Origin of the sequence: Haloarcula sp. CBA1129 (assembly GCF_008729015.1) — an archaeon.
GTDB lineage: Archaea > Halobacteriota > Halobacteria > Halobacteriales > Haloarculaceae > Haloarcula.
This window is the reverse complement of record NZ_RKSM01000003.1, coordinates 321693-339848: the sequence shown is the minus strand read 5'-3', so window position 1 is coordinate 339848 and position 18156 is coordinate 321693. Positions and strand designations below refer to the sequence as shown.

Genomic DNA, 18156 nt, shown 5'->3' with positions numbered 1-18156 from the left:
AAACGGATGCTCGATAGCCTCCCCGACGGACTCGGAATCCTGGGGACGAGTCCCGAGATGCTGGCGTTGTTCGTCGGTTTCGGGCTCGTTGTCGGAGTTCTGTTCGGCTTCTTCGGTATGGGTGGGTCGTTCCTCGTTACCCCCGCCCTGCTGATGCTAGATTACCCGGCACCCGTTGCGGTCGGTAGCGGGATGGCGTTCGTCTTTGGGACGGCTGTCATCGCGACCCTGAAGCACCACGATCTCGGCCAAGTCGACTACAAGCTCGGCGTGATTATGATTACTGGGACGACCATCGGCATTGAGGTCGGACGCGCCAGCGTTTACTACCTCGAATCGCTGGGACTTGCCGGTGGTATCATCAGTGTCGCATACGTCGTCCTCCTCGGCGGCGTCGGTGCCATGGTTACCCGTGACGCCCTGAAAGGTGACGCTGACAGTGGCCTTGACCACGAGGCGACTGACCAGGAACTCAGCGAGTACGAGATTCCCGAAATCGCGAGGACCATCCAGCAGACGGTTCGGATCCCACCGATGGTGACGCTTCGCGGTGATGTCCGCGTTTCCGCGTGGGTCATTACGGCTGTCGCCTTCGCGACCGGCCTCTTGTCGGGCTTTCTGGGCGTCGGTGGTGGCTTCATTCGGATGCCCGCAATGATCTACGCGATCGGCGTCCCTGTGCCGGTGGCTGTTGGGACGGACCTCTTCGAGATCGTCTTCTCCGGCGGCCTCGGGAGTTACCTCTATGGACAGGGCGGCGGCGTCGACCTCGGTATCGTCGTTCCGCTCCTGTTCGGGAGCGCACTCGGTGCCCGTATCGGCTCTGCAGCGACCGCTGTTGTCGACGCCGACGGCATCAAGATATATTTCGGCGGGATGTTACTGGTCGGTGCCATCGCGGTGGGTGTCGGGGAAGTCGGCTCCTACATCGGCAGCCCGACCCTCGAACTGATCGGACTGGTGCTCGTCATCGGTGCGGCAGTCGTCGTCGCTCTCGCGATCCTCTATACGGCGATATCTTCACTCCGTGTGACGCATCGCCAGCAGACTTCGGCTGCGGATTAGTCGGTTTCACGCCGAACTTACAGGATCACATGTAAATCGTTGACCGCTACTTTCGACAGACGCCCGTATCCAGCACACAGACATAATTCACCATCTCCTCCGAGAGAAACAGACTATGAGGGTCGTCCTGACGTAGCTACTGATGGGAGTGTCATCGGCGGAAACGCTGTGGAATCTGCATCCCAAACAGGATGTTCACTGAAGCCACGCAGACTTCCACAGCGGAAGGCCAATCAGCTAATAAGGCTTCAGCTGGAATTGATATCTCAGCTGTTGAGTTGGCGGTGCATGAGGTGATAACCCGTCGACGGATCGCAAACGAATCTTGCCAATTGTAGTGTGGCTTTACTCGGGAGCCAATCTCTCGTTGTCACCCATTGGGACCGAACTCTTGACAGCCGAATCTCTCCCTGTTTTCCGGCTGTGCACAGAGATAATCGAGCCGTTTTTCCATTTCTGATCGTGACATCCCAGCTTGACTTTCCCGTGACTCCGCGAGCCGGGCTTGACTGGCATTTAGCATTTTTTCTTTCGTTTCTAGCTCCGAAACAAGTGTGTTTACGTCCTCGTTGCGCGTTTCTAACTGTCTGTTGAGCTCTTTAGCGCGGGCTTTTGCCGCCTGTCGGTCTTCCCGACTCTCGTTCAGCTGTGCACGCAATTCCTCGTTTTCAGCGCGGAGGGCTTCGTTCTCTGTCTGTATGTCCTGTGCAGAATCCTGAAATGCAACTGTTGTCCCGACCGTCCCGCTGGTGGCCACCACAGTGGCGATGATTAGCCAAGAACTGATATTGCGTGCAAGCGTGGTCACCGGTGATCCACCTCTGTTGTAGCCAGAGTACTGTACTGCTGCCTCTCCCGGTGCAGCAGTACCAATGGTTGAGTCATCATGCCCCAGTCTGATTGGTATGTGCTACTAATCGTAGTTTCCAGTTAGTAACGCATAGATAGCGGCGAATCCCCAATAGTATATCAACGCTGGTGTAGAACCGAAACGAGCGGTCCGATTATTTCAGTCTAGCACGTAATGTAATAGGTTGTTCCTATCAGTGAACCATACTTTCCTTGGTATTTCGGGGTATGACGGCTCTAGTCGACCCTCTCCGAAAAATTTGCGTTTTTACGAACGATATTGTTGCGTAATATCATCTGAATTATCGGCTTCTATGAAGAGGCACCGACTTATCGGCGGGTGGAAAAATCGACTAGCCTGTTGCTTTTCGGTGCCTTGATGACTTACTCTGATGAGAGAACTGGAATCCGTAGAGTGACAGTCGTTCCGGTCGAGTCACTTGACTCGATATCGACTGTCCCACCTGCGATATCGGTTCCCCACAAAACCAGCGCAAGCCCGAATCCGCTCCCGTGTTTTAGCGGTGTTTCCGAGCCATGTTCTACGAGAGCGAGTTCGTTGGAGTCAATACCGGGGCCGTTGTCCTGAACAGTGACTTGAACGTATTCGCCGTCCTGTTCAACTTTGACTGCTACCACAGGATCGGAGGAGGTGTTGTGTTGAGCGGCGTTTTGAATGATATTCAGACAGACGACGTCAAACAGACAATCCACCGCGCAATCGGCCTGTCCGGAAGCATACTCGAACGTGACCTCGGGATACGATTCGCTGGCCGAATCGACACATTCGTCAAGGATAGAGTTCAGGCTGAGAGTCTCTCGCTCCTTCCGACTCTGTTCAAAGATATTAATAACTGACCGGACTTTCTCGCCGAGGTCATTTATCTCGACGGCGTGTTCTTGTAAGGTTGCGGCTTTCGACTCACTGTTGTGCGTGGCTAGATACGCAGCATTGCCGAGGATGACCTGCACGTTTGTTCGGATGTTGTGCCGGAAGGCCCGGTGGAGAACCTCCAGTCGTTGCTGGTCGCGCAGAAGGGAACTCACATCATGGAGCGTAACGACGCGGCCGATAGTCCGATCATGAATGTCTGTAACAGGGCTTTCAGAAACATCGTACGACTGGGTCGATCCCTGGGGACGATAAATCGTTTGCCCGGCCTGTGTTGCGCTACCGAGCGCTGATAGATCCGGACTGATTTGCTCAAGTGGTCGGCCAAGGGCTTCACTCGGTGTTGTTTGCAGGGCAGTAGTCGCCCTCTCATTCATGTCGACGATATGATTGTGCGTATCCAACACGAGAGCCCCTTGCTGCATCTGCTGAAACAGCGAACTTCGAGCATGGCGGATCGGTGTCGGATTTGCACCGAAGAGTTGGAACTTGGTGAGTGCGCCTAAATACGCGAGACCTGACACAGCAAAGGCAATCGGTGTCGGATCGACACCGGCAGATGGGAGTGACCCCATCAAAAAGAGGACGTTCGTCACGCAGGGCGCAAGGAGGCCAATAAGGAGGGCTAAGCTCTGGCCGCGGAACGGATCCACCTGACTCGTGACGAGTTTCAACAGCGGAAGAGCCCCGAGAAGGCCCAGAAGGTACGTATAGCCAGCGATAATCCAAAACCAGATACCCGGCGTCCTGTTCAACGTCGCAATCCCGTTTTCCTGCATGATGACAGAATTGGTGTACAGCAACTGGTGGGAGTGGCTCGTGAGCCCTAGGAAGACGGTAATAGCGGGGACGATTGAATAGAGCAGGATGTGCTTACGGGCCGTATACTCGGTATAGCCGGCGTATTCGAGCGAAAAAAGTAGCCACGCGATCGGGATGATTGCAACACCGATCCACGAGACGTCAACCCAGAAAACTTTCGAACTCAGGGTCGCTGCCTCAATCCGAAATATCAACGTCGCAGACCACCAGCACTGGCCTGCCAGTAGCAGAATAAGTGGGTCGGCGCCGGGTTCGGGGCGCTCTCTCCAGGCGAGGAGGCCACCCGTAACGCCGACCCCAATCGTGGCGACCAGCACCAGCTTCATCAGCGTCAGTGAGAACACAACTGTGTTGAAGATTAATTGCGCGCCATCGTTATAACCTATTTGCCTTCGAAAGTATACAAAATTGACAGAATGGGCATTAGAGGGCCGAATACTGGTGGGAGCGGGATGCTTTACAAATAATGGTAATTTATATGATAGTGCTACTGACTGAGCAGCGGAAGGACCACAATAACGAACGCTGGTAAGCGAGTACACTCCGCTGCGACCGCAAGTGCACTGTCGTTTTCGGTTCGGTTAAGACAGAAGATGACGCCATTCAGGAAGAGCAAACTAACTAAAAGGACGACTGCTTCGCTGAAATTGATGATATTTGCGACAAACGCAACACCGAGCAGGACCGCTGTCAGAGTCGTGATTCCGTAGAGAATATACTTAGTCCAGCGAACACCGACCACAACCGGGAGCGTCCGGACACCGATTTCGCTGTCACCCTCCTTGTCGCGCACATTCGGGATCTCTGTATTGACGAACGTCGCCAATACAAAGAACAGGAACACGACACCGACCGCTGGAGAAGCGGCGGCACCTGCGTACGTTAGCGGCAAGCACACAATTATGAGCGCCCAAGCTACAGCGACGAGAGTTGAATTGAGAAGGAAGACCTCCTTCAATCGCTGGGTACCGCTCGGAAGGCTAGGGATCCAGTCGCAGGCGTAGAGAATCCAGAACACACCCGGTAACAGCGATAGACCAAAGCTGATGGGGCCACCTAAGACAGACAGGGCTACCGCGAGGCCGTATGCGATAGCCGCCAGAACGTAGAACCCATCCTGATATCGTCGCACGAAGGCAGTCCGTGCGGGGGCCGTTTTCGCATCAGTTTCGAGATCTGTCAATCGGTCGTTGCCATACACCGCGAACGTGAGCAGTCCTGCCACGACCGGAGCGGGTGTTAGCGGGAGTGCCAGTAGCTTACTCACAAGGACTACTTCTGCCATCGCAATAACTGCGAGATATACGGAACTGTAGAGAAATAGATTCCTGACTGGTCTCGTCAGTGTAGATAGTCTTGTAATCAGAGAGCGGTTCCTCACGGATTCTATGTCAGGCTGTTTGCCTGAATTTTGTGCATCGGTCGGCATAGCTGCAGTAGAATATCCGCGAACTATACAGTAAAATCCTATTCTATATTAAATAGCTTTGAACGTCGAAGTAATATCGGTTTGACTTCGTCGTGGATGAGCGCATAGTCAACTGTGCTGAATACCTTCGTCTCTGTTGGCGAGCGCTGTCTGAGCAAGCGACCGCGGGATAGAGTGAGCATAGGCGACTGGACGATACTACGACAGGTGAGCACCAGACTTCACGAGCAGTTCGGCGACGGTATGACCTGTTTGCTTTCGGACAGATCAATAGAGCGTCCACATCAATCTCGACCCCAACAATTAGCTAGCTCAAAGGATCAGCAGCCGTCCCGTATTGTGTATTCGTATTCCGACGTTACAGGATCAAAAGTAAGCTTTTTTTACATTGTGTCTCACCCAGATACGTGACTTCGATATCGACGCTTCGGACGGTGAGTCGGGCTGCGAGCAAATACTTCGTTGTCTGGGTTATCGTGCTGGCGGGGCTTGCTCTCCTCAGGCCAGAGCCGTTCGTCCCAGTGTTGAACTATGTGTCCCCGCTGCTCGGGCTAATCATGCTTGGGATGGGCCTGACTCTCCAGCCAGCGGACTTTCGCCGGCTTGTCGAGGAACCGGTGGATATCGGTATCGGCGCTGTCACGCAGTGGCTGGTGATGCCTGCCGCTGCGTACGGACTGTATGTCCTGCTTGATCTGCCAGACGCTGTCGGTATCGGTCTCATTCTGGTTGGTGCCGCCCCCGGTGGAACCGCATCGAACGTGATGACGTATCTCGGTCGGGGCGACGTGGCCCTCTCCGTCGCAATCACGACGCTTACGACCCTTGCAGCACCGCTCGTGATGCCGGCTTGGGTGGTGTTTACTCTCGGCGAGCAGATCAACGTCACCTTTGCCGAGATGTTCCAGAGCATCATTCAGATCGTCATCGTTCCGGTGTTGCTCGGGTTTACGATCCGGTATTCCTTGGACCGGTATTCACCCAAAGCCGCCGAAATCGGAACTGACGTGTTCCCGGTTATCAGTGTCGCCGCCATCGTTGCGATTGTCGCTGGTGTCGTTGGCGCGAACGTGGACAACATTCTCACGGCTGGTCTGCTTGTGGTCGTGGCGGTCGTTGCGCACAACGCTATCGGGCTCGGCTCGGGATACGGCGTCGGTCGCGCAACGGGGATGTCGAAAGACCGCGTTCGGACCTGTGCGTTCGAAGTGGGTCTCCAAAACAGTGGTCTAGCCGTCGCGCTGGCGACGACGCTGTTTGAGCCCGCGGCTGCACTCATCCCCGCGCTGTTCAGCGTCTGGCACAACATCACGGGGCCGGCGCTGGCAAGCCTCTTTAGCTGGCAGGACGACGGGCAAAAATCGGCTGCAGCTGTGCCGAACGACGACTGAGACTCGGTTTCACGCGGTTCCCCAGTGTCGTTATTTCACCCTCTCTCTCATACCGGCTGTCTGTGTAGGAGTGCCATAGCTCACGACCCCCAACGCTGATCGAGAGTACCTTCTTGAACAGGGGCCGTGAGCTACATCGCGCCGTCCATGAGTACGAGCACAGTGTCGTCGGACACTGCCTGTTCGATATCGTACGTCAGCCACATCGAGGAGCATCTTCGACCCCGTTTCGTCTGCGGCCGGCGTCGGCAGGCTGTTCGTTTACGCCACGTATTCGGTGGTATTCTCCAGCATCACACCTCACCCAGATTCTCGCTCTTCCGCATCAGGTACAGGAAGTACGGCCCGCCGACTAGTCCGGTGATGATGCCGACCGGGAGCTGGACCGGGTTGAGTGCTAGGCGTGCGCCGACATCAGCACCGACCAGTAGCGCCGGCCCGACGAACAGACACCCAAACAGGAGTCGCTGCGAGTCGCCGCCGACGACGCTTCGCACCATATGCGGGACGATCAGCCCGACGAATCCGATGAGACCCGCGACCGCGATGGCGGCTGCCGTCGACAGCACTGCGATGCCGGCGACTGCGAACCGCATCTTTTCGACCGGCATCCCGAGCGAGCTCGCGGTTTCCTCACCAAGCGCCAACACATCCAACTCTCGGGTCACGGTGAACGCGAGCGCGATCGCTAGCACAGTGAACGGCAGCGCGATGCGGACCTCGCCCCAGTCGGTGTTCAACAGCGACCCAGACAACCACGCTTGTGCGGACATCACCGTACTGAGGTCGTCGATGAAGAAAAAGAGCGCACGCTGTACAGACCCGAAGATGGTCCCGACGATGACGCCCGCGAGCACCAGCCGGACCGGACTCGTCCCGTTCTTCCAAGCGATGACGTACACCAGCAGGAACGCCACACCACCCCCGAGTGCCGCGAGCACGGGCACGAGCGGGAGTAACTGGGAGAATGCCGTCAGAATAACGAGCACTACGAGGCCCGCTCCGTCACTGACGCCGAGGATGTACGGGCTGGCGAGTTCGTTCCGCGTGATGATCTGGAAGATAGCGCCCGATACCGCGAGGTTCGCGCCGACGAGCCCGCCGACGAGGATACGCGGCAGACGGATGTTCCAGACGATGTGCTGTTGCTGGGTGAACCACTCGGGGTTGTCGCCGCCGAGCAGAAACGACCGCCACGCCGCCGCGCTGAACACGATTTCGGGGTCGAACACCGCACCCCATGCGTCTCCGAGGGTCAGCGGAAACGCACCGAAGCTCACCTGTAGCAGCGTCGCGCCGACCAGAACGGCGATGCTTCCGAGTACAAGGCCTGTAAGGGTCGAATCAGCGTACCAACGGCTGGCCGCCGCTCCACGGTCTGTGAGTCGGTCGAACAGTTCCGCCATCAGTCCTACAGGTCTCCATGGACGATGTCGAGGAGGCGCTGGCGGTCGAAGAGCTGCTGGCTCTCCGGAACGTCACCGACAGCCCCCGGCCATTCGCCGAACTCGTCAGGGTAGACCTGCTTCGCGACGGCTTCCGTGGAGAACATGTCGACGATAGGGCCCATGTACTGGCCGCCGCTACGGATGACGTTGCCGTTCTGGACGGCGCTGAGCTGCTGGCCGCTCTCGTTGTTCTCGAAGGGCTCAATGACGTTTGTGACAAATTCCTCGTGAGTTGAGGAGGTGAGCGCGCCGACGGCACCGATGTAATCGGGGTCGGCTCGGAGCAGTTCCTCGTAGCCGACAGGACCGTCCGGATACTGCCCCGCGAAGGCGTCCTGCAGACCGACGCGGTAGTAGGACTTGGTGTTGTTTCCGAGTCGGTGGAGGGGGGCGATACGGAACTGGCCAGAATCCGGGTTCACACCGCGCCAGATAGCAGCGATGGTGGGCCGTTCGTCCTCCGAAGGCAGGCCGTCCTCGATTGAACTCATGAGGTCGTTGTGCAGTGCCTGCCATGCTTCGAACTGTTCCTGACGCTGGAAGATGTTCGCGACTTTCTCAAAGGCCTCGTACATCGTGTACGGGTTCGGTTCGTTCTGGACGGCGGACTGGGGGGCAAAGCGAAGTGTCGTGCCGAGGAAGGGGCCGGTGTGGGACTCAACATCCTGAAAGTCGGCGTCGTCCCAGCTGACATAGCGACCGATATTTGTCTGTGAGATGAGCCAGACGTCGGCGTTAGCGGCATAGAAGTTCTCCTTGTCGTAGCCCGACTCGGCACCGCTTGCGAGTTTGGTGATCTGGCTCTCGTCAAACTCCAAATCGAGAGCATCGTAGAATTTGAGCGGCGCGCGCTCGAGGCCGGTGGTCGCGCTCGGGTGAATCCCGAGTGCCATCCCCATATCCAGAAAGGGACTGGTGCCGACGCCGTACGTCTCGGGCACTTCCTCGAACGTGTAGGGCTCGTTGGGTTCCATCTGGACCGTGTACGGCGTCAAACCCTCAGTGGTCGCCTGTTCGGTCTCTGTCGCCCGGTTCTGTGTGCCTTCGGCTTCTGTCGTCGGTGTTGCATCTTGTTCGGTCGAGGCTTCGCTCGAACTCCCACCGGTGCAACCGGCGAGGGCGGCCACGAGTCCGGCACTACCTGCAAGTACTTGGCGTCTGTACGTCATCAATTTTCAGGTGTGCCTAAAACAGTTTAGTGATTCCTCCCTTACGACGTAACACGGTGTGTACGATGTTCACCCCGTGAAATTTCGATGGGCTATACGCCGTCCGCAGTCTGTACAGGTGTCACCGACACTTGGAGACGCTGAACGAGTGCTGGCATTGCGGGCAGTGATAAATAGTGGTATATTCGGTGCTCGAAACGTCCCAGTCTCCCCCGATCATACCACTCTCAAAATCACAGTCCGGACAGAACAATACCGTTTTTGAGGGCATCCTAATAGTGTCTGTAGTTTCCTTACGAGCCATTTGCATTGATAGCGTAACATGATAAATGGAGGGCAATATATGCTACCCCCCGGTTTTCAGTATTTGATATCGCATCCGACCGGTGGGTGGAGTATCACTGGTGTTACTACCTGACACCGGTGTCTGCGAGCACTTTTACACTAGCTGTACCTTCTTGTTGATGCTGAAATACCTACCTCGAACCAATATGTCCCAACAGAAATCAGAGTACGCAGACGACGCGGATATCGATGAATCACTGGACGAACTGGCCTCGGAAGAGACCATTGAAGAGACTGTCGAGAACTTGGAGGCAAACGGGTTCGATGTCATTGTCGTTGACTCGGCTGACGATGCGCTCGCGGAACTGCAGTCAGTCATCCCCGAAGAGGCGTCCGTGATGAACGGCCACTCGACGACGCTCGAAGAAATCGGGTTCGTCGAGTACCTGAGTGACGGTGACCACGAGTGGGAGAGCCTCCCCGACGAGATCTGGAGTATCGACGACGACGCAAAGCGCCAGGCTGCCCGCCGAGAGTCGCAAACGGCCGACTACTTCCTTGGTGGCATCAACGGCATTTCCCAGACCGGCGAACTCGTCGCGGCAGACCGTTCGGGAAGCCGCATCGGTGCGTATCCGTTCGCAGCCAGTAACGTCGTCATTGTCAGTGGCGTGAACAAAATCGTGCCAACACTCGAAGACGCGCTCGACCGACTGGAAACCGTCGCGTACCCCCTCGAAAACGAGCGTGCGAAGGAGGCCTACGGCGTCGACTCCGCGATTGCCAAACAACTCATCCTGCGGCAGGAGCTAGAGGAGAACCGCACTACCGTTGTCCTCATCCGCGAGCACCTCGGCTACTAACTGGCCTACAGTCAACGGCTGGACGGCGGTCATCGGTTCCGGTCTACTACGTCGGCTGTACGTCTGTCAAGAACGATACCATCCCGGGGTGGCAAACCTCTTACAATAGGTACAGCCGACAGTATAACCACGCTATCGAAAAACCGCGATTGAGTGTGTTTCTCCCCTCCGTATTCCAGCAAAAGTCACCTATCGACCGGCGTGATCCAAACCGTATGATAGGGAGAGTTCGCCAAGGGCCATACCGACAGGAGCTACGAAATCAAATGTGACTCGATATATGTGGAAAGGGACGATTTCGCCGCTACCGTTGCGGCCCCACGATTGGTCGTGAGGCGGCTATACATCGTTCCTTTAATCGTTGCCAGAATGTGCTCGGCCACGTGTGCCGGATTCACCGCACGAAACACGTTTGCGTCTATGCCTCGACGAACCGTTTTTTCGATGATTGTGGAGAGTCGAGCATCGATCTCGGTGAACTGCTCGCGAAACACCTCCTGATCCAGCGCTTGCGGGGCGAGCGTAACTAAAACGCTGTGAAGCTGACGTTTCTCCTCGGTCAACTCACACGGCAGGAGCGTCGTAATGATGTGGTTGAGGTCTTCTTTCGGGTGGTCACCGATGCTCGTATTGATTGTGGCTTCGAACCGGTCAACGGTGAATCTGAGAAAGCGGAGTAGTAAGGCGTCTTTTGAATCGTAATAGTGGTAGATCGTCGATTTCGCCTTGTCGAGTTCGTCAGAGATAAGCGATATCGAAAGCTCAGCGTACCCACTGTTTACCAGCGCTCGATGGGTTGCGTGCATAATCTCTTCTTCAGTTGCACTTAGGCCGTCACTGTCTCTAGTCATACAGACAGTCGGCCTCCTGATTGTGGATGGGCTGACGGCACAGGGGCTTCTTCGAACTCTGCACCGGAGCAATCCCGACCAATCCGTTCAGTTTGCTCATCACGGGCCACAGGTGGGCGGAAACCGAAACGAGCGGGCCGCATTAATTCATGCTCCGTGCTGTGCGTGAGGATAGCAGTGTCTCAAGCGCTCCACGGCTGTGGTCCCAGATGACAATCGATGCTGGGAGGACCAGTATGGACGCAATGAACGAATAGAGGACGCTAAGGGCGATCAACAGTCCAAACTGGCCCAGAATCGGGACAACCGCGAGGACGAGTACCCCGGTTCCAGATGTTGTGGTGACCATACTGCCCGCCAGTGCGCCACCGGTTCCGCGGACACTAATGTCGAGTGCTTCAAGCAAGCCGGTGTCGCCGCGGTACTCCTCGGAGAACCGATGCACGAGGTGGGCGGAGTAATCGATACCAAGCCCGATGCCGATTGATAGCGTCGTTCCGGTGAGGACGTTGAACGGGATGTCCAGATACCGCATTGTCGCAGCCAAGGCGGCGATAGTGAGCAGTATCGGCACGAGATTCGCAGCCCCCAGCCCGGGACGGCGTTCAAGTAGCCAGTAGGCAAAGAACAGGAACACTGCAGACGCGAGGATCGCGAGGCCTAAGCTGATGTACGCTGACTCGGCGATAACGTCAGAGACCGCTTTCAGGACTACAACGCTACCAGTCGCGGTCGCCTCCATCCGGAACTCATCCGCAACGGCTCTCGTATCATCTGTCACTTCCTGTTGGCTCGCATCAGACTCAACGGAGTACACGATGCGCGTTCGCGCGTAGTCGTCAGTCATGTACGATTCCGCGCGGTCGCCGTACGGTGACTCATACAACGCGTTGTAGATTGTCGGGAGATTCTGGTCAGGGACGCCGTTACCGTTCTGGTCGTTCTGTGCGACGAGTTGCCGGAACTCCGGCGACGCACGCTCGTACCGGTTAATAACGGTGAGGATGCTTGTCGTATCTGCACTCCCGCCGGCTGTAACAAAGGAGTCGGGCGGGTCCTGATTCGCCCGATGGATCTCCTCCAGCGCTGTTCCGTCCTGTAACGACCCTTCGACGTATATCGTTACTGTGTCACTCTCGCCGCTCTCGAACGTGTCTTCGAGATAATTTATCTGCTTCGTGACTGTGTACTCGCTCGGAGCCACAGCTTCCGGCAGAACCTCAACGTATTCGGGGTTCTCTTCCGGTGGCAGGAAGTCCTCCGTAGTGAACCGGGTATCAATCCCAGTTCCATACGCCCCCAAAGCCGCCGTAGACACCAGTACGAGGGCAAAGAATACGTACGGGGCTCGACGGGCGATTGTCACACCGACAGTTAGCGACTTCCCGACTGCGGAGTCCTCAGAGCCAATCGGGGCGATGCTGAACTCAGGGAGGTCGTATCGCACACGCTGGCGATCCATGAAGTGCTTGAACGACGGGAGGAAGATACCGAAGATGAGGAACGTAAATATGATGCCGACGCTGGCCACGAAGCCGAGATCGCGGATCGGACCGAGCTGGCTGGTCCCGTTTGCGGCGAATCCCAGCACTGTCGTTCCTGTCACAATGAAGAACGCCGGGAGCAACTGGTCGGTTGCGGTCCGCATTGCAGGCGTCGGTTCGATCCCTTCGACCCGCTCTTCGCGGTATCGGTTTACAGCGTGAATCCCGAAGTCAATCCCGATTGCGAGAAGCAACGGCGGGACTGTGATCAGCATCTGCGTGAAGGGGATACTGGCCCATCCCATGAACCCGAATGTCCAGATAATCGCCATCGCAAGGGAGACGAGGCCAATCAGCAGATCAAACGGGTCTCGGTATGCGATAATAAGGAAGAACAGTATCAGGACCACGGCGGCTGGGACGACGAGCCCCAGCGAATCGGAGATGACACTGCTCAGTTCTGCAGAGATGAGTCCACTGCCGAACACAGAGATATCACCGTCAACCGAACTGACAATGAACTCCGCTTCCTGTTGAATGGGTGTCAGTGGTGATGACCCCTCTGTCCCAGCACTGCTTGACACACCCGAAACCTCGTGTGTAACAGTCGTCAGCGTTGCAGAGGCCGACGGCGCTTCTCGGTTGAGGTCGTTGCTGAGCAGCCCTGCAACTGCCGGCTGGCGCTCAAGCGTCGTTCTGGTGGCCGATTTAATCTCCGTCTGTGAGGCTGCTTCCACAGTGTCGATTTGTTCGGGCAGTGTGTTCGCGTCCGGGTCAAGTGTCTGGGCGACGGCCTGTGCGACACTCGTCGTTCCGACAACGTCCTGTGATTCGCGCTGCGTAAGCCGGTGCTGCGCTTTCAGCATGTTGAGGATGGCCGGCTTCGACAGGACGTTCTGGTCCTTTTGAATAAGTGTCGTAGAGCCGGTCCCTTCACCGAACGGTTCGCGCTCGAAGTTGTCATTGACCTCGTCGAACGCTTCCTGTGCAGGAACGCCGTCAGTGAACTGTGATGTCCCTGAGTCGGTCGCAGTCATGCCGAACCCCGCCGACAGAATGAGGGTTGTGACGATGAACACAGCGACGACTGTCTTGTCACGGTTGACAATCCAATCGTCTAGTACGTCGATATATTTCTGATAATCTAACATTGTGACATATACGTTAGCCTCGGACGGTTACTGTCGCCTGTACCAGACCACGCCGCCGACGACGGCAAGGAGTCCAATGCCACCGACCAACCACAGCGGCGTCCCTCCGCTTCCGGACTGGTCACTGACTTCTATCGGGAGACTGTAGGTGTCAGAAACCCGTTTCTCCCCATCAGGCGTCTCATACTGGAAGTCCAGATTGAGCGGATACGTCTTATCCAGCGCATCGCTCCCCGCCGAAAGCTGGACGGAGACCGTTTCCGACTCTCCGGGTTCCAGTGTCGCGATGAACGTTTCATCGTCACTACTGCTGAGCGGGTCATTGACGAACGCTTTCCCCTCGATGCTTGTCAGCGTCTTGTCCTTTGTGTTGGTTATCGTAAACGTGACTGACCGGGCCTGTCCCACACCGAGCGTCGAATTTTGCATCTCGATGTCGAATTCGTCCTGACTACCAGCCACTTCTGAGCGGATTTCGAGTGTGTCCGCTCCGACCCTGTCACCGTTGTCGTCGCGGTAGCTCACGCCGAAGTCAAACTGCCGAGCGCCCGCCTCTGCACTGTTGGACACATCAACACCGAAGCTGAAGTTGGCTGATTCGCCCGCAGCGAGATCTCCAACAGCATACTGTGACTCTTTTGGCGACAGTGTCGACTGCTGGCTTTCCCATCCGATGACGACGTTCTCGACGTCACGTGTTCCAGTGTTTGTAAGGGTTGCACTCAGTGATCCGTCTTCGCCGGCCTGAAGCGACGTGTCAATGTTGGACACGCCGAAGTTCTGTTCAGGCGCAGGAGTGAGGCTTAACGGCACATCATCATATGTGCTGGTATCGCCTTCCGGGTCGTCATACTGCACGCTGGCCGACAGCGCGTAGCTTCGATCCTCGGCATCGGGGCTCGCCGTCGTGTCGACGCGGACAGTCCGGACTTCCCCGGGTTCCCATGCCCCCACGTAGGCGGTCGTCGAAGAGCTCTTTCCAAACGTTATATCGGCGTTCTGTGAAACAAACGAGACAGATGCGTCGTCAACAGTCAGCGGGCCCGTGTTTCGGAGTTGAACCTCGTACGTTCCCGTATTACTGACCGCGACAGAACTGCTTGAATTGACGACCGAGAACCGCTGTTCCGGGTCAGGTTCGACCGCGATAGATTGTGCGACGGATTGTGTTCGGAGGCCGTCTTCGTTGTCAAATGCGACCGACAGCTCAAACCCGTAGGGCTCCGGTTCCGCGGCTTCGGCAGCGCGCACACGGTAGTTGAACGTTCGGACTTCTCCCGGTTCCCACTTATCAACAAACCGTGACGTGGCATCGCCGCCGCTCACTGTGAGATCCTGATTCTGTGATTCCAGTGTTACCGCAGCGTTCCGTGCAGAGCTATCCCCAGTATTTTCGACGCGAACTGCTACCGAGCCTGTAGAGTCGACGCGTGCGTTCGAGTCAATATCGGTCACATTAAACGTGGCGTCATCGGTGACGTCGATTTCGATGTCGACAGTTCTGGTTTTCCTGTCTTCGTCTCGTGACCCTGTCCCTTCGGAGATATAGCTTGTGTGCTTGTAGTTGAGTCGCAGTTGTGCATCGTACGTTCCAGAACTGGCGTCTTCGTTCACGCTGATGTCAAACGGCACTGTTACTTTCGGCCCGGCCTGTAGCGTGCCGAGGCTGCGTTTCGAGTTCTTGACTGAGATGGGGGCGTCGCCTGACCCGAGTGACACAGTAAGCCCCTTTGCCGTTGTTACTTCGCTGTTCAACGCCGGGTTTCGAGTGGAGCCACTGTCGAGTTCCCCGCTGTTGACCAGTGAGATTTCTATGGTCTTCTGTTCGCCCGGGGCAACGGTGTCGTCTTCAAGCGTTGCCGCGATATCGGGGCTTCCAACGACTGCAGCAGTTGCCGTCCCACTAGTCACGGTAATCCCGATTACAGCCAAAAGTAGCAGTTTATGTCTTGTAGCGGCCATCTTACTTGCGGGTCCATTCAAACCGCATCTCGTTGTTAGCGATAATCCGCCTCGGCATTCTTCGTTTGTGAGTAGTCATTTCGTGGTATTGACTAAACGTTCAATCACATATAGTGCTTTCGTATCTTTTGAGAGCTAGATGCTGACAGCCGCCAGATCAAAAGCGACACTACCCGGTTGTCTGTTTCGCAATCAGCCAATTCTAAGCGTCTATTGCTGGAATTTACGGGTCTTAGAGACTGTGAAACACTAGGGGAAATATGTCTCCGAGCACATAGAACTAGAGGACAGTCCAGTGTACTTCGGTGAGATAGTGATCGACAATACGCTTAAGTTCATTGAATGTATAGTCAACAGTGTAGTTATCTGCAACCTGTACCCGCTATTCAGTTCAATGATAGACAACATAATTCAGATTGGCCTCGCATCTGCAGGGAGGAAACAGTAAAACCGTGAGCCATTTGAACCGTACCAGACAAGCAGGAAACGGTCGATGTAACGATGACTAACGAGATATCCTTTTTCCAGAATCCAGAGGGAACCCGCGAGGAGATTCTTGAAGCTACGTTCTATGCATTACGCCAGCACGGGTACGCGGATCTTACTATTTCAAAGATAGGTGATGAATTCGGGAAGAGCCAATCCCTCATATATCATCATTACGATAACAAAGACGAGCTGTTGGTAGATCTCTTGGATTATATGTTGGAGCAGGTCGAGAATCAGGTCCCGTTGCCTAACCAGTCTCCCGAAGAGTATATCGAGATCATCGTCGACGAAATATTTGGCACTAGCAGTAACAGTGATGTCGAGTTTTCGCAGGCTGTAATTGAATTGCGGGCGCAAGCAGCACACGACGACGATTACAACCGCCTCTTTCGCAGGAGTGATGATTTCATTCGAAAACAGATCGCCCGTGTCATCCGAGCGGGTGTTGATGCAGGGGCATTTGATGTTGAAGACCCATCCCAGACAGCCGCGCTGTTCCACACCGTTTTAGTCGGGATTCAGGCTGAACGGATTACCAGCGACAAGGAGACTATCGACGACGTGCGAGCCGAATTTCGGCGGTATGTCGAGAAGTGTTTACTCTCCGAGTAGCCGGTCAAGGTCAGGGCCTGCTGAGCGATTAACTGCCACCGTCAGCTGGCATACCACCGCCGGACATCGAGCGGCAGTCTCCTTCGGGTTTCTGGATCGGCTCAACTGAACCCCAAGAGTGGAAGTCCCACCGCATTGACTCGGCTTCAATACGTCGCGGATATCCGGAATCCGCGAGGATGTAGTATGTCACCGGCTCCGGGGAGCCGTCCTGAGCGATTTCATACACTAGCACTTCCTCACCATCGATGGTATCTCGGCCGACCGGTGTGATATCGGGGTTTGCCGCCGGTTGATCGGAGAACCGACCCGGATTAACCTCGTCGCGGTCCATTCCCTGTTGCATCGTTCCCCGGAGGCACTGCCCTCCAGCTACAGTATACGTGTTGTTCCCGAGATGGTACATTTCCATCTTCGCTCTTCTGTAGAAGATTGTTGGTGAGTTGCAGTAGTAGCTGGAAGTCACAGCGGGCAAGGGTGGCGCGGCCGCGCCACCCGACGAACAATGTTCCCATTGAAGACGTTCGTCTCGGAGCGTCGGGCCGCGAATCTGCTGGCACAGATTCGCTGGCGTAACGGCATCTATTGCCCGCGCTGCCGTGACGAATCCGCGATTCGGTACGGCAGCTATCGGGTGTTTCAACGGTATCTGTGTAAGGATTGCGACCGCACGTTCAACGACAAGACTGGCACAGTCTTCGAGTACTCGTCGATACCACTCAGGAAGTGGTATCTCGCCGTCTACACCTACATCCGGCTGAACACGAGCATCAGGCAACTGGACGCTGAACTCGCCGTCACCTACAAGACGGTCTACCGGCGCGTCCAGCGCTTTCTGCGGGCCCTGGACGCGCCTCGGCCACAACTCGAAGGCCCGGTGGAAATCGACGAACTGTACGTGAAAGCCGGGAAGAAAGGCCGCGAGCGCGACGGTCGGTCGCGCTCGCGTGGCCTGTCCACGCGTGGGCGTGGAACGTATCATGAGGACAAGCCGCCGGTGTTTCTCCTCGCTGACCGTGGCACTGGAGAAACGTACGTTCACCCGGCGAAAGCCGCCGACGAATCGACGATTCGACTCCTACTAGGAAACCGCCAGCAGGAGTCGCTGACTGTCTACACCGACGGCTTTCGAGCCTACGAGCCACTAGATTCGGACGACACGTTCGACCGCCAGTATGTCGTCCATGGCGAGGGTGAATACGCTGATGGCGACGTTCACGTCAATACGTGCGAGAGCCACGCGTCGCTGGCACGACGGTGGCTCTCGCCCCATCGGGGCGTCTCCAAAGACAGACTCACACCGTATCTCAGAGCGTTACAACTTCGGAAGCGCGTTCGCCGCAAACCCGGCGATGAAGCACTCAAAACCATCCTCGAAACTGCGCTATGACGCC

General features: G+C 56.2%; 14 protein-coding genes. 5 read left to right on the top strand and 9 right to left on the bottom strand.

Translation table 11 applies throughout. The features are described from left to right. Window positions 1-6: 6 nt before the first annotated feature. Window positions 7-1065: a sulfite exporter TauE/SafE family protein gene (locus Har1129_RS19320; RefSeq protein WP_151102445.1), complete on the top strand. Its 1059-nt coding sequence runs from the start codon at window positions 7-9 to the stop codon at window positions 1063-1065. A 370-nt stretch (window positions 1066-1435) separates the two neighbouring features. Here Har1129_RS19320 and Har1129_RS19315 read toward each other — a convergent pair whose 3' ends face one another. The 3 genes from Har1129_RS19315 to Har1129_RS19305 form a co-directional block, all read right to left on the bottom strand. Next, the gene (locus Har1129_RS19315; protein ID WP_225307875.1) at window positions 1436-1873 is read right to left on the bottom strand and encodes a hypothetical protein; all 438 of its coding nucleotides are present in this window, start codon (window positions 1871-1873) and stop codon (window positions 1436-1438) included. A 425-nt stretch (window positions 1874-2298) separates the two neighbouring features. Then, the gene (locus tag Har1129_RS19310; RefSeq protein WP_151102444.1) at window positions 2299-3954 is read right to left on the bottom strand and encodes a histidine kinase N-terminal 7TM domain-containing protein; all 1656 of its coding nucleotides are present in this window, start codon (window positions 3952-3954) and stop codon (window positions 2299-2301) included. A 161-nt stretch (window positions 3955-4115) separates the two neighbouring features. Then, window positions 4116-5057: a UbiA family prenyltransferase gene (locus Har1129_RS19305; RefSeq protein WP_151102443.1), complete on the bottom strand. Its 942-nt coding sequence runs from the start codon at window positions 5055-5057 to the stop codon at window positions 4116-4118. 434 nt (window positions 5058-5491) lie between these two features. Here Har1129_RS19305 and Har1129_RS19300 point away from each other — a divergent pair, with 434 nt between their 5' ends. Beyond that, window positions 5492-6448, top strand: coding sequence for a bile acid:sodium symporter family protein (locus tag Har1129_RS19300; RefSeq protein WP_151102610.1), 957 nt, complete (start codon window positions 5492-5494; stop codon window positions 6446-6448). A 293-nt stretch (window positions 6449-6741) separates the two neighbouring features. On the opposite strand, the gene Har1129_RS19295 is transcribed toward Har1129_RS19300, so the two are convergent. Both Har1129_RS19295 and Har1129_RS19290 read right to left on the bottom strand, forming a co-directional pair. Then, window positions 6742-7854 carry an iron ABC transporter permease gene (locus Har1129_RS19295; protein WP_151102442.1) on the bottom strand — a complete coding sequence of 371 codons (1113 nt, stop codon included), beginning with the start codon at window positions 7852-7854 and terminating at the stop codon, window positions 6742-6744. A 5-nt stretch (window positions 7855-7859) separates the two neighbouring features. Beyond that, window positions 7860-9065, bottom strand: coding sequence for an ABC transporter substrate-binding protein (locus Har1129_RS19290; RefSeq protein WP_151102441.1), 1206 nt, complete (start codon window positions 9063-9065; stop codon window positions 7860-7862). Between the two features lie 491 nt (window positions 9066-9556). On the opposite strand from Har1129_RS19290, the gene Har1129_RS19285 reads away from it, so the two are divergent. Beyond that, window positions 9557-10213, top strand: coding sequence for a lactate utilization protein (locus Har1129_RS19285; protein WP_151102440.1), 657 nt, complete (start codon window positions 9557-9559; stop codon window positions 10211-10213). Between the two features lie 254 nt (window positions 10214-10467). Here the strand turns inward: Har1129_RS19285 and Har1129_RS19280 are convergent, their stop codons facing one another. The 3 genes from Har1129_RS19280 to Har1129_RS19270 form a co-directional block, all read right to left on the bottom strand. Continuing rightward, complete coding sequence (locus Har1129_RS19280) at window positions 10468-11064, bottom strand: TetR/AcrR family transcriptional regulator (protein WP_151102439.1); 597 nt, start codon at window positions 11062-11064, stop codon at window positions 10468-10470. Window positions 11065-11206: 142 nt separating this feature from the next. Further along, window positions 11207-13699 (bottom strand): RND family transporter, encoded by a 2493-nt coding sequence (locus Har1129_RS19275; protein WP_151102438.1) that lies wholly within the window; start codon window positions 13697-13699, stop codon window positions 11207-11209. 27 nt (window positions 13700-13726) lie between these two features. Beyond that, window positions 13727-15661, bottom strand: coding sequence for a COG1361 S-layer family protein (locus Har1129_RS19270; protein ID WP_151102437.1), 1935 nt, complete (start codon window positions 15659-15661; stop codon window positions 13727-13729). Between the two features lie 501 nt (window positions 15662-16162). On the opposite strand from Har1129_RS19270, the gene Har1129_RS19265 reads away from it, so the two are divergent. Next, the gene (locus Har1129_RS19265) at window positions 16163-16762 is read left to right on the top strand and encodes a TetR/AcrR family transcriptional regulator (protein ID WP_151102436.1); all 600 of its coding nucleotides are present in this window, start codon (window positions 16163-16165) and stop codon (window positions 16760-16762) included. 28 nt (window positions 16763-16790) lie between these two features. On the opposite strand, the gene Har1129_RS19260 is transcribed toward Har1129_RS19265, so the two are convergent. Beyond that, the gene (locus tag Har1129_RS19260) at window positions 16791-17108 is read right to left on the bottom strand and encodes a hypothetical protein (protein ID WP_225307874.1); all 318 of its coding nucleotides are present in this window, start codon (window positions 17106-17108) and stop codon (window positions 16791-16793) included. Window positions 17109-17267: 159 nt separating this feature from the next. Here Har1129_RS19260 and Har1129_RS19255 point away from each other — a divergent pair, with 159 nt between their 5' ends. After that, entirely contained in the window at window positions 17268-18152 is an 885-nt protein-coding gene (locus Har1129_RS19255; RefSeq protein WP_151102434.1) for an IS1595 family transposase, read from the top strand. The last annotated feature ends 4 nt before the right edge of the window (window positions 18153-18156 follow it).

What these genes read in the sequence shown, in the direction of transcription:
- Har1129_RS19320 (WP_151102445.1), top strand. Translation starts at nt 7, where the DNA reads ATGCTCGATAGCCTCCCCGACGGACTCGGAATCCTGGGGACGAGTCCC.
- Har1129_RS19310 (WP_151102444.1), bottom strand. Translation starts at nt 3,954, where the DNA reads ATGAAGCTGGTGCTGGTCGCCACGATTGGGGTCGGCGTTACGGGTGGC.
- Har1129_RS19305 (WP_151102443.1), bottom strand. Translation starts at nt 5,057, where the DNA reads ATGCCGACCGATGCACAAAATTCAGGCAAACAGCCTGACATAGAATCC.
- Har1129_RS19295 (WP_151102442.1), bottom strand. Translation starts at nt 7,854, where the DNA reads ATGGCGGAACTGTTCGACCGACTCACAGACCGTGGAGCGGCGGCCAGC.
- Har1129_RS19290 (WP_151102441.1), bottom strand. Translation starts at nt 9,065, where the DNA reads ATGACGTACAGACGCCAAGTACTTGCAGGTAGTGCCGGACTCGTGGCC.
- Har1129_RS19285 (WP_151102440.1), top strand. Translation starts at nt 9,557, where the DNA reads ATGTCCCAACAGAAATCAGAGTACGCAGACGACGCGGATATCGATGAA.
- Har1129_RS19280 (WP_151102439.1), bottom strand. Translation starts at nt 11,064, where the DNA reads ATGACTAGAGACAGTGACGGCCTAAGTGCAACTGAAGAAGAGATTATG.
- Har1129_RS19275 (WP_151102438.1), bottom strand. Translation starts at nt 13,699, where the DNA reads ATGTTAGATTATCAGAAATATATCGACGTACTAGACGATTGGATTGTC.
- Har1129_RS19270 (WP_151102437.1), bottom strand. Translation starts at nt 15,661, where the DNA reads ATGGCCGCTACAAGACATAAACTGCTACTTTTGGCTGTAATCGGGATT.
- Har1129_RS19265 (WP_151102436.1), top strand. Translation starts at nt 16,163, where the DNA reads ATGACTAACGAGATATCCTTTTTCCAGAATCCAGAGGGAACCCGCGAG.
- Har1129_RS19260 (WP_225307874.1), bottom strand. Translation starts at nt 17,108, where the DNA reads ATGCAACAGGGAATGGACCGCGACGAGGTTAATCCGGGTCGGTTCTCC.
- Har1129_RS19255 (WP_151102434.1), top strand. Translation starts at nt 17,268, where the DNA reads ATGTTCCCATTGAAGACGTTCGTCTCGGAGCGTCGGGCCGCGAATCTG.